Consider the following 14,154-nt stretch of genomic DNA (forward strand, 5'->3'; position numbering starts at 1 on the left):
GCGTTACGGTTGTACGTTAGGATGGGGTCGCTCGTGATGTCCACGTTAACCACCCCTGCCGTTCACGCTACAGTGAACGCAGTAAACATGTCGTCTTTTGGCTTACACACTAGGAGCTTGTTTTCGCGATGACCATTTCCCCGCAGCAACCTGGTGATCACTCGGATTCGTCTTCGGCAGGCTCCGCAAAGGGTTCCGCAGAAGGCTCAGTGTGTGATCGGGTGAAAGCTGGCCATACCGCCATTTTCGGTTCGGAACCCACGCTGGTGGCCAGCGCCCCCACCACGTGGTCGCTATTGGGTGAGCATGTCGACGTGGTGGGGGGCATCGTGCTTGTTGCATCAAGCGACCTGCGGGTGGGTATCGCGGCATCGCCACGCAGCGATAACAACATCAGTGTGAGCGTGAACGGCGCAAAACCCAACCATATTGCCATGGGTGACGTGAGCGATTTCGCGTTCTCTGTGCTGGACGCGCGGGACAAAACGGAGAGCGTACCCTCGCCGCATGGTTCGTGGCCGGAGCGCCTGGGCGGCGTGGTATGGTCGTTGATTTTCCGACAGCTGCTGCCGCGGGACACGCCAGGGTTTAACATCGCGGTGGAGTCGGAAGCACCCGTTGACTGGGGATTGGGCGTGCATGCCGCCGCCGAGGTCGCCTTTGCGTCGGCGCTGGTAGTGGACGATGAAAACCGTGGTGACTACCCACTGCGCGTCCGTGTCGCCGAAGCATGCTTCCAATCGGCCGCTATTTTCTCCGCGACCCCCGCCCTGCGGGCGCGCTACACCGTCGCATTACGGAGTATGGACGGGCAGATTTCCGTGGTGGACTACAAGGATGAGTCGGTTACGCACACGCCGCACATTGCGAGCCGGAACACTGTGGTGTTTGCGGTCAATACACCACATAATCCGGGCGGGCAGATACCCGAGGAAATGGCCCGCCGCCTTGACTTCATTGATAAGGCCACCCGCGCGTTTGGTGTGGAGTCGCTGCGGCACCTGCCCGATGCCGCCCCCCGCGTACGTGACTGGCTGGAAGCTGTACATAAAGTGCACGGTCCTAGTGGGGTACCCAGCTTGCAGGAAGCGACCCGCTGGCTGGAGTTTTTCGAGGCCGAGACCCGACGCGCACAGTCGATGGTACCGCTGCTACGTTCCCGTAACGTGGCGGAATTATCCGATATTGTGGCGGCCTCACAACGCGCCCTGAATGATGATTACTCCGTCAGTGGTACCGATTCAGCGTTAGCTCAGCTGTGCCGGAGTCGGGGCGCGGTGACGGCCCGCAGCGCCCACGCAGGGGTGAGCAACGCCGTGATCGCGGTGGTGGAGGCCACCCACGCGAGGAATTTCGCCGCCGACCTAGTAGACGACGGCCTAGAGGTCATCGAGCTGCGACCCGGAACAGCGGCCTAAGCAGCTTACACGTTGTTGGGCGAATGAGTCAGCCTCTAAGCCGGATTCTGTCCTCCCCGCCATGCAGCGACGGGAAGTGGTGAACATCCATCTGGACCGGCCATTACTGGCGGCCTCAAGCAGCGTACCCGCAGACTGGGCGAGCAGCCTATGTCCGCGCAGGCATACCGCAGCTGGTACGCCCTCTTGCCTTGCTCCCGGTGGGGTTTACCGAGCCGCGCCAGTCGCCTGACGCGCTGGTGCGCTTTTACCGCACCGTTTCACCCTTACCTCCTCGCGCAGGCGGGAGGCGGTTTGTTTTCTGTGGCACTATCCCGCAGGTCACCCTGGGTTGCTGTTAGCAACCACCGTGCTCTGTGGAGTCCGGACTTTCCTCGACGCCACGTCAAACGCATAGTCACATACATGATCAATGCTGATACGTGTGCCGCGTCCACCCGACTGGCTCATTCGCACGGCATTACTTTACAGGTGAGAGGTGTCGTTGACCAGCCGAACTACTGTGGGGCCATCGGCATAGAACTCCGCAATGGAGATCGACGCGAGATCCAGGTGTAGGCAGTGGAACAGTGAAGGCCCAGCGCCAAGAGCCATGCGCAGTAGCGCCTTGATGGGTGTGACATGGGAAACCACCAGCACGGTTTTACCCGCGTAGTCCTTGCATAGTTCGTCTTTCACGGCACTGATGCGCTGGTAGGCAGCATCAAGGGATTCGCCACCGGGAGGGACGATGCTGGTATCGGATAGCCAGGCACTGTGCGCCTCTGGGTTGGCCTCATGTGCTTGCGCAAAGGTAAGGCCGTCCCACTCACCGAAATCCAATTCGATCAGGCCATCAACACTGGCCACGGGCAGACCTAACGCATCACCGCACGCCCGCGCCGTCTCCATGGTTCGAGTCAGCGGCGAAGCCACGATCGCATCAATGCCACCCCGCGCTGCTAATCGACGCGCCGCGCCTGCCGCCTGCTGCGTCCCCAGTTGCGTCAGTGGAGGGTTGCTGCGCCCGGAATACTGTCGGGCCGCAGACATCTCGGTTTGTCCGTGCCGCAGCAGGATCAGCCGGGTCGGCTCCGTGGTGGCACCGTTCCACGAGGTGGGACAGGTGGTATGCGTTTTGCCGTCGGTTCCTTCCTCCGCTTCGTCCTCACCGCCAGCAACAATCCCAATCGGCGCCCCCGCCGCGCCCGCATCCATGGCCTGGTTGGCCAGGGCGTCGGCCTCGGAGTTTTCGGCGCGGGGAATCCAGGTGTAGCTGATGGCATCGAAATCCCGCGCAATGGCCTGGGCTTTCAGCGCGAGTTCCTTCATGTCGGGGTGCTTGATTTTCCAGCGCCCACTCATCTGCTCGACAACGAGTTTGGAGTCCATGAGCACCTCCACCTCGGTGGCCCCGAGGTCGCGGGCAGCTTCCAATCCGTTAAGCAGAGCGCGGTATTCGGCGACGTTGTTGGTAGCAGTGCCCACGTAATCGGCGATGCTGGTCAGCACCGTGCCAGAAGCATCGTAAAGCACAGTCCCGGAGCCTGCGATGCCGGGGTTGCCGCGGCTGCCGCCGTCGGCTTTGATCTGCACTTTCATTGGGCATCTCCCGCCGTGGTGCGCACCAGATAGGTGCCGCAATCGGGGCAGCGGGGAACGTCATCGGCGGGCGCGTTGCGGATCTGACTCACCGATGTCGGCGGCAGCACAATGAAGCAGCCCCCGCAGGCGCGGCCGTTAAAGGCGGCGGCCCCAACCCCGTACACGTCAACCTGGTCGTCGTAGTCGGCGAGTGTCGCGGCGTCGAAAAGCGCGCGGAGCTCGCTGATGCGTTCGGCACGGTTGTCGGTGGGGACGGTGATGCGATCAAGCGCATCACTGAGTTCCGCCACTCGAGCCTTGTGACGTTCCGCCGTCGCGCGCAGGGCGTGCAGCTCATCGTGGCATTCCTTCAGCTCACCGCGCAGGTCGTCGAGGCGACGGTAAGTGGTGGACAAGTCATGTTGCAGGTCGCGGCGCTGTTCCACATCAACGGCGGCACCCAGGCCAGCCTTGTTGGCTTTTTCGCGCTGCCGCAGCTTGGACATGTCGGCTTCGATGCGGCGAATATCCACCTCAATGTCGGAAATATTGACCTGGGAGGTGCCTAGTACTGAGCGGGCGTCGGCTAGTTCCTTGGTTAGCCTGTCGCGTTTCTGTTGTTCCTCAGAGACGACCGGGGAATCCCCGGCGCGTTCCAGGGTGGCCAGTTCCAGCAGGCTGCGTTGGAGTTCGAAGGCGAGTTTCATGATCGTGTGCTTTCTGTGTGGGTGGGGTGTGCTGAGATGGTCCAGGGGTCGGTGCGGATGTTCAGAACCTCCACCTCCACGGAGGCTTCGCGGGCGACCAGTTCGGCAGCCTGCTCACACCAGGGGAATTCGCTGGCCCAGTGCGCAGTATCAATGATCGCCGGTCCGCCGTCGCGCAGCGCCTCATCAACCGGGTGGTGGCGCAAATCCGAGGTCACAAACACGTCCGCACCCAGGGCCTTCGCCGCCGCCAGGTGACTGTCCCCCGCGCCCGAAGACACGGCCACGCGCTGCACCATGCGCTCCGGGTCACCCGCTGCACGAACACCCCACTTTGTGGCAGGCAGGCGGTCGGCCACGCGCTGCACAAAATCAGCGAGCCTCATTGGCTCCGGCAAGTCCCCGATACGCCCCAGGCCACAGGCGGTGGAAAGATCCTCTGTGGATTCCAGCTCCACCACGTCAAACGCCACCTCCTCATACGGGTGGGCCTCTCGCAACGCCACCATGATCGCATGACGACGTCCCGTTGGCGCCACGAATTCCACCCTGGTTTCCGTTCCTGTGAACACACTGCCCACCTGACCCAGCGTGGGATTCGCGCCATCAACCGGGCGGAATTGCCCCTGCCCGGACCACTCGAACGCGCATTCCCGGTAATCCCCAATTGCACCGGCCCCGGCGGCGAACACGGCCGCTTTCACCTCATCGATATGATCCAGCGGGACCATCACACCCCACTTATCCACGGTGGACGTGTTCTTGGGTTCCAGCGGACGCTCCGGCGTGACTCCCAGCAGCTCCGCAAGCCGATCATTCACCCCCGGGCGGGCCGAATCCGCGTTCGTATGCGCCGCCATCAACGCCACCCCATGACGAATCAGCGTATGGATAATCCTCCCCTTCGGAGTGTCCGCAGCCACCGTGTGCGTACCAAAAAGCAACAACGGGTGATGCACCACCAGCATCTGTGCCCCCGCCTCCACGGCGCGCTCCGCCACTTCCTGGGTGCAATCCAGCGCAAACACCACCTTATGCACCCGATCCGCCGGATCCCCGCAGATAAGGCCGACCTTATCCCAACTTTCCGCAAGGTGCGGAGGATACGCCTCCTCCACAATGGCACGAATGTCAGCCACCGTCGTCATACAACTCACTCCTTCACAACCTGCCTGTATTCTTCCAACAAGTGCTGCACCGCGTCCATGTCACGCACAGCCAAACGCCAAAAACCCTGGTCCAGGCCCGGGAATGTATCGCAGCGCCGCACCGCGACGCCCCTGTCCAACAACCGCAGCCGCGCCGACTCCGGGTCCAGGGTGGGCGGCCGCACCAGCACAAACGGTGCCGACGACCCCGCCACAACCCGAAACCCCTCGTCTTCCAGGTACCTGACCATCGCGGCGCGCTCCCTGGCCACATCACCCGCTATCTGCTCTGCGGCAGCAGGACCCCGGCGCATCACCTCAGCGATGGCGCGCAGCTGCACACTTCCCAATGGCCAATGCGGACGCCCAGCAGACAGTCGCGCCAGCACCTCGGGCTGCGCCAGCACATACCCACACCGAAGACCCGCCAACGCCCACGTCTTGGTCAAACTACGCAGCACAATTAGCTGGGGATTATCCACCACGCGAGCCGCTAGGGAATGCTCTTCCCCCGCCACATCCATGAATGCCTCATCCACCACCAGATGCGGAACATCCCAGGTGAGCAGGCGCGCCGGGTCGTGCAACACGCCGGTGGGGTTGGTGGGATTACCCACCACGGCCATATCGACGCCGTTGGGGAGACTGGCTGAGAGGGTAAACGGGGCGTCGAGAAGCAAGCGCACCACCGGCACCCCAGCTGCGCGCAGGGCGTACTCCGGTTCGGTGAAGCTTGGGTGCACCGCCAGGGCCGAACCGCCCGCGGGAACCAAGCGCGGCAGCAGCGAAAACCCCTCCGCAGCGCCCGCCAACAGCAACACGTGCGAGGCCGGAATGCCATGAAAATCGGCCACGGCCTGCCGGGCCTGCTGCTCCGTCTGTGCTGAAGGGTAGCTGGCTATATTGCTCAGTTCCTCCGTCAAGGCCTCCAACAACCAGGGCGGGGGCTCGGTCCCTCGCACGTTCACCGCAAAATCAAGGTGTGCGTTTGCGGCGTCAACATCGCCATGGAACCGCAGAAACTCGTCCGACACATCACAGCCATTCACCTGCAACAGTGTACGTCTGCCACACTAAAACACGTGAAAACTCTCCTCTTAGACGTTGACGGAACCCTCATTGACTCCTACCCAGGCATCATCACCAGCTTTGTTCATGCCCTTGACCAGGGAGGGCATCCCCGCCCCTCCGAGGACTTCCTGCGCAGCGTGCCCGGCCCACCGCTGGAAGTAACCCTCAACCGGCTCGGCCTGACGCCCGAGGACAACCGCGCCACTCTCCGCCGCTACATGGAGCATTACGACACCACGGGTTGGGCCATGAGTGCGCCCTATCCTGGTATCCGTGACCTGCTAGTGAGTTTGAAGGACCAGGGATTCCAGCTCTGCACCGCCACCTCAAAATCCCAGCCCATCACCGAGAAAATACTCGAACACCACAAACTCGCAGAGCTTTTCACGTTTATCGGTGCCGCGACAGGTCCAGATGGTGGTAGGCGAAGCAAACGCGACGTGATCGCGCACGTTCTGGACAATGTGGGGCTGGACGAGGGCTCAGATATTCTCATGATTGGCGACCGCATCCACGACATCACCGGCGCTGCCGAATTTAACATCCCCACCGTGGCCGTTACCTGGGGATACGGCAATGCTGAGGAACATCAGCACGCCCACCGCGTCGCCGACACCCCCGCAGAACTCGAAAGGATCATCCATGACTGGGCACACTGAAAGCCTCTACATCGTCTTCGTCTGCACGGGAAACATCTGCCGCTCCCCCATGGCTGATGTCATCTTCCGCGACGCGCTTGACGACGCCCACCTCACCGACGATGTCCTCGTACGTTCCTGCGGTATTGGTGGCTGGCATGTTGGCCAGTCCGCTGACCGGCGCGCCATCGCGGAACTTCAAGCTTCTGGACACGACGGCACACAGCACCGAGCCGCCCAGCTTGGCCCCGAACACGACGATGCCGACCTCTTTGTGGCCCTGGACAACGGGCACATTCACGACCTTGTGCGCCACGGAATTCCCTCCGAAAAAATCCGCCTGCTCCGCTCCTTCGACCCATCCTCTCCCCGTGGTGCCGACGTTGACGACCCCTACTACAGCAATGCTGCCGCCTTCACCGAAGTGCGCACACAAATCGACGCCGCCATGCCTGGGATGATCGACTGGGTCAAGGAAAGGCTGGAACATTCCTCTAAGCGGTGAGGGGTTCGGGGACTGCAGTGGTTTTATGCGGATGGGCGGGCAGTGTGATGGATCATGGGCTACGCAGAGCATTGAACAACGTTAGTGCAAACGGTTGCATAAAAGTATGCTTATCCCCAGGTCGCAAAACGGGGTGTTTTCGTGCTTGAGCATAAGCACATTGTGCAGGGTCGACCGTAACTACGGTAAAACCCCAGGTCAAGGGCCGTCTGGGCGTGCACTTCCGTAGACCACAACCCCGACAGTTCTCAGTAGCCCAACACCACCACACGCACCCTTTTCACAGGCATCCTAGAATAAGGAATCGTGAACAGTGCGCGCCCTCATCCCAGCACCCAGCGCAGCGTGTGGAAAACATTTTTGAAGCCTGGTTGGGTGTTCACCGCTGCGGCGGTGCTGATCTTCGCCTATTTTGCCTTCACGGTGCTAGCACCGTGGCAACTGCACAAGAACGAGGCGAAAACGGAACGCAATCACAACATTGAGGCTGCGTTTGAGACGGACCCGGTGCCGTTGTCAGAGATTTTCACTAAGCGGGGCGAGGTCGCTGACAGCAAGGAATGGCGTCGTGTGAGCATGACCGGTCATTACCTGCCGGAGTCTGAAGTGCTGTTACGTTTGCGTCCAGTCAACTCGTCACCTGCTTTTCAGGCGCTGACCCCATTTCGCCTGAACAGTGGTGAGATCATGCTGGTGAATCGTGGCTTTGTACCAGCCAATCAGGACAACGTGCCAGACATCCCAGCGGCCCCGTCCGAGGAGGTCACCATCGTGGGGTATGCCCGCTTGGACGAGCCGCCACCATCCCATGAGCCGCTGACAGATCAGGGTCGGTTGCAAGTGTCGGGCATCAATTCCCAGCAGATCGCTGACCTCACCCATCTTGAACTGGGGAAAGATTACGTCCAACTAAGTGATGGGCAGCCAGGTACATTATCGGCCATCCCATTGCCACAACTGGACTCGGGTCCGCACCTGTCCTATGGCATCCAGTGGATTGCATTTGGCATCATGGCCCCACTCGGGTTGGGGTATTTCGTGTGGGCGGAGATGCGCGAGCGCCGACGCGAACAAGAAGAGCAACAAGCACTACAAGAACAGCAACAAACGCCACTCGAACAGCAGGACGAGAAAGACCAGCAAGAACCCGAGTCGCCAGCAGAGGCGAAGCTCCGTAGCAGGTATGGCGGCGCCCGAGTTGATCACTACAGTAAGATTGCTAGGAGGAACGAGGAACGTTTTTAGCTTTTCTTATCAACTAGCATTGAGTTCATGACAACTTTCATTAACGCCTACTCCACGGTTGTCCAAGAGATCCCCTGGACTGGTCCAGGGGCTACTTATTTTAAGTACCGATCCACCGTGACCGGCACTAACCAGGAGATTTCTGATTTCCAGGATCACTTGAATGGCTTTCTAGGCTACGCCATCGATTTTTGGATCACGCAGGGTATTGAGTACAACGCGTTTATCCACAGCATCTCCCAGCACATCAGGGAGACGCGTAGCCAGTACGTGTTTGAGCGGGATGCGTCGTTCGAGCCTGAAGATCTGAAGGATTTCAAAGAGTGGGCACGGGCGACGAACTCGATCTTTTTCCTCAACGACGGCGGTATTTACAACGCCGACGGCGTGAATTTGCTCGACCCGAACACCAAAAAATTCGCCCCGATTCACCCCTTGTCCAAGTCTAGGAGTGAACGTATCCGCACCGATTTGGGGAAGAAGGGCATGTCGGTGCCACAGTCGTTGCCGCCGGTGCGCTCAGAGATGGAGGTGCAGTTGCGGTCCACCCAGGAGGTGGCTAGCCGCTTCCGCGCTTTGGTGATTGTTGCTCATTTGGCAGCGGCGGTGCTGGATGGGGATAAGAACACGGCGAAGAATATTTACACAGTGATGAGTAATTCGCCCTACGATTTCACCCCCACTGAGCTGGCGTTTATTGATACGGTGGCAAAGGAGTCGCAGAAGAAGTTCGGCAAGTACGGCAAGTCAACCCAGGAAGCTGCGGTGCAGTTAGTGTGGCGGTGGGAGTCCGCGACAGTGCTGGGATGGGTGCTCGGCAAAGTGAGTATGGACCCCATGGTATTGGAACCCGCCAACGTTGATCGCCTGACAACGCTGGAGGAAAACCCCGACGAGTTGTATGACATTCACCGCTTGATTGACACGTTCCACATTTGCGACGGCTACGAAAGCACCTACTCACAGCGCTGGTACGCCGTGGACCAGGACGTCAACCCAGAGAACTCACCACCTGTGTTTGAAAACGTGCACTGTAGCATCCTGCTGGAGCGCCATCACGCATTCTCGTGGCTGCATCACCCCTTGAGCACCTGGGATGACGTGGATTTAAACACGTAGGCCATGGCCCCGACCGCCAGCTGCGTCCATCGCGATAGTCGCACGGCCTCCCGGACGGTTTGCACCGTAGGCGCTGGCCCCTCGCCCAGATAGGGCCGCTTTTCGACGCCGTGTGCATACGCCGTCGGCCCGCCCAACCGCACCCCGAGCGCGGCAGCGGCCGTCGCCTCCACTGGCCCGGCGTTGGGGCTAGGGTGCGACGGGGCGTCGTCACGCCACGCCCGCAGCGCCGCAGCACCTCGACCGTGAAGAGCGGCGAAACCAGTATGGACTGTTGCGGTAAGCCTGGCCGGAACCCAGGCCATGGCGTCGTCGAGCTTCGCGGCGGCCCAGCCGAAATTGCGGTACCGTTCGTTGCGGTACCCCACCATCGCATCCAAGGTGTTGACGCAGCGATGTGCCACCACACCCGGCGCGCCCGCCACCGCTGCCCACACCAGCGGCGCAATGGCGGCGTCCGACGTGTTCTCCGCGACGGATTCGACGGCGGCGCGAGCCATGCCGGGAGCGTCGAGAAGCTCGGGGTCGCGGGAGCACAGCCACGGAACCCAGCCGCGGGCCGCATCCTCATCGCCGGATTCCAGCGCCTGCGCCATCCGCATGCCGGTACGCTCCAGGCTCGTACCCCCCAGCGCCGCCCACAGCGCCACCGCAGTAGCTAGCCGTGGTGCCCGCTTGGCGACGCCCGCTGCCACCAGGGTCGGTGGCAGCACACAGACCGCCGCGAACACTGCTCCCGCGACTTTGTTGTCGCGGTACAAACGGCGCTCCCACCACAGCGCGTACTGACCGAACAGCGCCACCGGATGGTAGCGCTGGGGGTCTTTAATCAGTCGATCAGCCAGAATGCCCGCTGCAATTCCACTAGCATGGTCCATACCGACAGACTAGTCTGAAATGCCAAAAGCCGAGGACAGGAAACTGATGACCTGCTCACGGGAGTTGTGGGCGGCACGACCGTTGGCATCGGCATCACCACCCACAGCAATGCGATGCCCATGGTCCTTGATCACTGTTGTCGCGGGCAACCCTGAGAAGCAGAAAGGGTATCCGCTGGCGTGACCGGCTGCTGGATATTCAACGCAGAACACCTCAATGTTGTGCTCGCGGGCAGCTTTTTCCAGGTTGGTAGACATACCGACGCTGTCCCACACGGCATCATCGGTGCCTGCAGTGAGCAGAAGCGGACCGGTCATGCCACTAAGATCAAGCGGCGTGGCTTTGGCGTGGGCATGCTGGTAAAAGTCCCACAGCTTCGCCGGATGGCCAGTCACTGCGGACTTCATAAAGGCGGAAAAACCGGGCCGATCACAGTGCACGTCACTGGGGGAATGTGCCACCACAGGTCCAATGAGATCGGGATGGGTGCTTGCCAGGTGAATGGCATCGGCGCAGCTCCTGCCCTGCGCCACCAGCGCGAGCGGCAGCTCTGAGTCAACACGCTCGTGCTCGTGGATCTCTGCTGCGAGTTCAGGAAGACGATCCGCCGGGATTTCCGGGCAGTAGAAGACCGTGAACCCATGATGCGCGAGGGCGGCGGCACTAGCAGAGGCGGTGGCTGGTGGGGTGTCAACAAGCAGCAAGACCCCGGGTGCCCGGTGATTGGGGCTGAACCCGGAGCAACCTTTCGGCGCTGCGCATTCCTCCACCTCACGGGCGATTGTGCGCTGCACCAACGCACCCCAGCCTTCCTCTTCCGAGCGGGCTTTCACGTGGATGTGCACTGACGCCAAGCCGTTCAGTTCGAACGCACCCGCTTCCCCATCATTCGTGCCGATGCTGTCGGGACGCATTGTCCACAGCAGTCCACAGTGATGCGGTGGCGACCATAGCGCGCTTTCAGGAAACGATGTCGCAACATCCACCACACCATGCTCATCAGCATGAAACACCTGCTCATTCGACCAGGGTTGTTTCTCTGCGTCTACCGCAGAGACGTGGATGCGCACCCGTTCGCCTGGCTGCGCGTCCTGAACTCGAATCACCAACGGGGAATTAATCCCACTAATTGATCTCACAACCAGTTCCATGGAGTTCGATGCTAGTCCCCTCACTTGGCCAGTAGCTCACCTTTAGTGGAGCGACCACGTAACACAAATGCGGTCCCGCCAAGAATCACCAACAATGACAACAACACAAGCCCTACTATCGACGCACCCGTATTCGCTGCATACGACCTGTCCACTGTCTCGGTCGAGGTGGCGATGTCCGTATCCGCAAGCGAAGCAGTCAACTCCGATGACGTGACAGGAGTCACTTTAATCGAGGGTTCGGTTGACTCATGATGAGGTACTAACACATCAAATGCCCACGGAATCAACTGCACTGCGGCCAAAAGCGAATGGTACCACGTACCCCGTCTGACCTGCGATATTGCAGCTGACCCCGTTGGTGCTGTCGGGCGTACAGACGATACCGCAGGAGCTGATACATCCACGCCATTGACGTAAATCACCGGGTCCGGCAGTGACGAGGCAAACTGCACACGATACGCAGCACCCCGCACCGGATTATCAATCACCACCGTCAGTGCCCCCGCCAGCGACCACACAGACACCCGCTCCCCCGCCGCGCCCGCAAAATACGTCTCACCTGCGGAATCCGCCAGGAAAACACGCTGCGCACACCCCAGTTGCTGGGCATGAAGGTCGCCACCTGGCTGGCAGCGTGTCGACGCCGCGTCTTCCCACGTCCCACGGTCATACGCTGCACCTGCGTCACGACGCCGCACCTCAACAAAACCCTGGTCAGCCTTGCTAGACTCCACCACGATCCGACCCGAACGGGACTGCCTTGCCGAGGCAATCACATCCCAGCGACCATTCGGTTGCTGATGTGCCGCCTCAACGATATCTGCCGGTGGGATTGTTGGGATGGCTTGGTTGACGTGGTTGGCGGCAAGTTCTTTTCGAAGGTCAAATGCTCGACCTCCCCACCGCACCAGTGCAGAATCGTTGGCATTCTTGACAGCTACCGGAACTTCGACCGAGCCCAAAATGTCTGCCGACGGAGTGGAAACATCGATGAAAGTACAGGTCACAGCTGTAGATGCTTGCGTTGATATACACCGCACATTCGGCTGATCCTGCTGCACCATGCGGACGGGCTCCAACCAGTCAGGAAGGCTAATCGTGACATTATCGCCCGGAATGAGCTGCGTACCTGCGGGAACAACCCAATCAAACCGGACCGCCGGCATCTTCCCCTCTGCCGACGGCACGACTGTAACGCTCGTTCCAAACTCGCCGCTCCTGTCGCCTCGCGTTGCGCCTGCCTGCGCCTGCGCTGGAAATGGGCGACAAGACAGGGCTACCAAGGCAAACACAACACACAGGACGGCGACTCTACGCACCAGCATGGTGTGGCGTATTGAATCGAATGCCTGCATGCGTGTTTTCTCCTTATCCTTTGAGGATGCCCTACCGCTCACTCACACGTGCGGACGCTGCTAACACCCGGCAAGCTTCAGTAGAACAACCACTACAAAGGTTAAGGTTTTACCAGGTTTTTTCTTAATTTATTTTAAGCTTTACCCCCGGTTTTTATTAAAATGCCTGGAAAATGCCACCCCCTGCCAGGCTGGCGCTGAGGGCATTTTTCTTAGGTTTCTAGCGGACGTGGGGATTACTTTAGGAATCTTGTGAAGTGTGTATACGCTCCGGTCGGGAGTGCTGGATGTTGTCAGGCTTGGCGGGTATACGCGCTGTGCAGGGGCGGGCAGTTTGACAGAGCACGCTGGCTACGCGGCTGGCGACGATCCACCAAACTGCCAAAAACCCAGGAAAAGTGGCAGTTTGATAGAGCGCGGCGAACGGGAAAGCCTTGAACACCGTTAGTGCAAACTTTTGCATAAAGATAGGTCTACTGCTGGGTGCGGAAACACCCTGTTTTCGTACCTAGCAGTGGACCTACATGACAAGCGTGAAAATATGCTTATCCCCAAGCCGCACAACACTCCATTTTCGTGCTTGACCATAAGCATATTTTGCGAGGCTGAGCATTTCCGCACCTGACGGTTTGCCCCCCCTCCCAACACAAAAGCCCCTCACAATGAGGGGCTTTTGTGTTACACAGATCTTGTGCGCCCTGACGGGTTCGAACCGCCGACCTGCTGGGTGTAAACCAGCTGCTCTTCCAGCTGAGCTAAAGGCGCGTGCGCTGCAGCGATATGCATCATGCAATCAATAATGCTGCGACTCGAAAGATACTAACACATTTCCAAAACTCTACAAATCAGCAGTTCACAGTACCCAAAAGCCAACCAGCCCAAGGCCGAAGCGCAACACCTAGCTGCGTTTCGCCGCACCGCGCTGCACGAGGCATGATCCCTGCCAGGACCCGAGGCGTTCCGCTTTGGTTTGTACTAGGCCGGCGAGCTGTGCGGATTCAGATACCACGCCTGGAGCAAGTTCACCTTTGGTGCCAGCGGCGGGCGAAAGTAGCCAGATACGCCCGTGGTCGGCGAGGGGGCGTACAGCGTCGACAAGTTCATCAACGAGGTCACCGTCGTCGTCACGCCACCACAGGAGGACGACATCACAGAGTTCGTAGGAATCTTCATCAAGGAGGTCGGCACCGATAGCGTCTTCGACTGCTTCGCTGATTGCACTATCGCAGTCATCATCCCAGCCAACTTCCTGTACCGTGTGACCAGCTTTGATGCCGAGTGTTTTTGCGTAATCCTGGACGCCGTTTTTGGTTGCGCCCGGAATGTCCACCACTGTTTCAATCCTCCTGAGT

The 14,154-nt window shown here is 60.0% G+C and carries 13 protein-coding genes, 1 tRNA gene and 1 other RNA gene; 5 read left to right on the top strand and 10 right to left on the bottom strand.

The window, feature by feature from the left end:
• Nucleotides 1–128: 128 nt before the first annotated feature.
• Nucleotides 129–1,418, top strand: a complete 1,290-nt coding sequence (locus tag CDUR_RS09320) for a galactokinase family protein (protein ID WP_179417993.1) — start codon at nucleotides 129–131, stop codon at nucleotides 1,416–1,418.
• A 20-nt stretch (nucleotides 1,419–1,438) separates the two neighbouring features.
• On the opposite strand, the gene rnpB is transcribed toward CDUR_RS09320, so the two are convergent.
• The 5 genes from rnpB to cobC all read right to left on the bottom strand — a co-directional run bounded on the left by rnpB (nucleotide 1,439) and on the right by cobC (nucleotide 5,885).
• Nucleotides 1,439–1,867, bottom strand: an RNA gene (rnpB, locus tag CDUR_RS09325) — RNase P RNA component class A.
• Nucleotides 1,868–1,883: 16 nt separating this feature from the next.
• A complete protein-coding gene (locus CDUR_RS09330) occupies nucleotides 1,884–2,999 on the bottom strand; it encodes a bifunctional RNase H/acid phosphatase (protein ID WP_179417994.1) in 1,116 nt (371 codons plus the stop codon).
• A complete protein-coding gene (locus CDUR_RS09335; protein ID WP_179417995.1) occupies nucleotides 2,996–3,688 on the bottom strand; it encodes a zinc ribbon domain-containing protein in 693 nt (230 codons plus the stop codon). Before CDUR_RS09335 ends, CDUR_RS09330 begins: the two co-directional genes overlap by 4 nt.
• Nucleotides 3,685–4,836, bottom strand: a complete 1,152-nt coding sequence (locus CDUR_RS09340) for a Nif3-like dinuclear metal center hexameric protein (RefSeq protein ID WP_179417996.1) — start codon at nucleotides 4,834–4,836, stop codon at nucleotides 3,685–3,687. Before CDUR_RS09340 ends, CDUR_RS09335 begins: the two co-directional genes overlap by 4 nt.
• 5 nt (nucleotides 4,837–4,841) lie before the next feature.
• Entirely contained in the window at nucleotides 4,842–5,885 is a 1,044-nt protein-coding gene (gene cobC / locus CDUR_RS09345) for an Rv2231c family histidinol phosphate aminotransferase CobC (RefSeq protein ID WP_179417997.1), read from the bottom strand.
• 33 nt (nucleotides 5,886–5,918) lie between these two features.
• Here cobC and CDUR_RS09350 point away from each other — a divergent pair, with 33 nt between their 5' ends.
• From CDUR_RS09350 to CDUR_RS09365, 4 genes are all read left to right on the top strand, one after another.
• Complete coding sequence (locus CDUR_RS09350) at nucleotides 5,919–6,566, top strand: HAD-IA family hydrolase (RefSeq protein WP_290207356.1); 648 nt, start codon at nucleotides 5,919–5,921, stop codon at nucleotides 6,564–6,566.
• Nucleotides 6,550–7,050, top strand: coding sequence for a low molecular weight protein-tyrosine-phosphatase (locus CDUR_RS09355; RefSeq protein WP_006063997.1), 501 nt, complete (start codon nucleotides 6,550–6,552; stop codon nucleotides 7,048–7,050). Before CDUR_RS09350 ends, CDUR_RS09355 begins: the two co-directional genes overlap by 17 nt.
• A 306-nt stretch (nucleotides 7,051–7,356) precedes the next feature.
• Entirely contained in the window at nucleotides 7,357–8,295 is a 939-nt protein-coding gene (locus tag CDUR_RS09360) for an SURF1 family cytochrome oxidase biogenesis protein (protein WP_290207359.1), read from the top strand.
• 27 nt (nucleotides 8,296–8,322) lie between these two features.
• A complete protein-coding gene (locus tag CDUR_RS09365; RefSeq protein ID WP_179417999.1) occupies nucleotides 8,323–9,414 on the top strand; it encodes a DUF4272 domain-containing protein in 1,092 nt (363 codons plus the stop codon).
• On the opposite strand, the gene CDUR_RS09370 is transcribed toward CDUR_RS09365, so the two are convergent.
• The 5 genes from CDUR_RS09370 to CDUR_RS09390 all read right to left on the bottom strand — a co-directional run bounded on the left by CDUR_RS09370 (nucleotide 9,372) and on the right by CDUR_RS09390 (nucleotide 14,135).
• A complete protein-coding gene (locus tag CDUR_RS09370; protein WP_179418000.1) occupies nucleotides 9,372–10,292 on the bottom strand; it encodes a CobD/CbiB family cobalamin biosynthesis protein in 921 nt (306 codons plus the stop codon). The genes CDUR_RS09365 and CDUR_RS09370 overlap by 43 nt on opposite strands.
• A 9-nt stretch (nucleotides 10,293–10,301) precedes the next feature.
• Nucleotides 10,302–11,432, bottom strand: coding sequence for an acyl-CoA thioesterase/BAAT N-terminal domain-containing protein (locus tag CDUR_RS09375; protein ID WP_290207364.1), 1,131 nt, complete (start codon nucleotides 11,430–11,432; stop codon nucleotides 10,302–10,304).
• Nucleotides 11,433–11,464: 32 nt separating this feature from the next.
• Nucleotides 11,465–12,802 carry a hypothetical protein gene (locus tag CDUR_RS09380; RefSeq protein ID WP_179418002.1) on the bottom strand — a complete coding sequence of 446 codons (1,338 nt, stop codon included), beginning with the start codon at nucleotides 12,800–12,802 and terminating at the stop codon, nucleotides 11,465–11,467.
• A 692-nt stretch (nucleotides 12,803–13,494) separates the two neighbouring features.
• Nucleotides 13,495–13,567: transfer RNA gene (locus CDUR_RS09385), tRNA-Val, on the bottom strand.
• 133 nt (nucleotides 13,568–13,700) lie between these two features.
• Nucleotides 13,701–14,135 carry a DUF3052 domain-containing protein gene (locus tag CDUR_RS09390; RefSeq protein ID WP_006064005.1) on the bottom strand — a complete coding sequence of 145 codons (435 nt, stop codon included), beginning with the start codon at nucleotides 14,133–14,135 and terminating at the stop codon, nucleotides 13,701–13,703.
• Nucleotides 14,136–14,154 lie beyond the last annotated feature (19 nt).

Origin of the sequence: Corynebacterium durum (assembly GCF_030408675.1) — a bacterium.
GTDB lineage: Bacteria > Actinomycetota > Actinomycetes > Mycobacteriales > Mycobacteriaceae > Corynebacterium > Corynebacterium durum.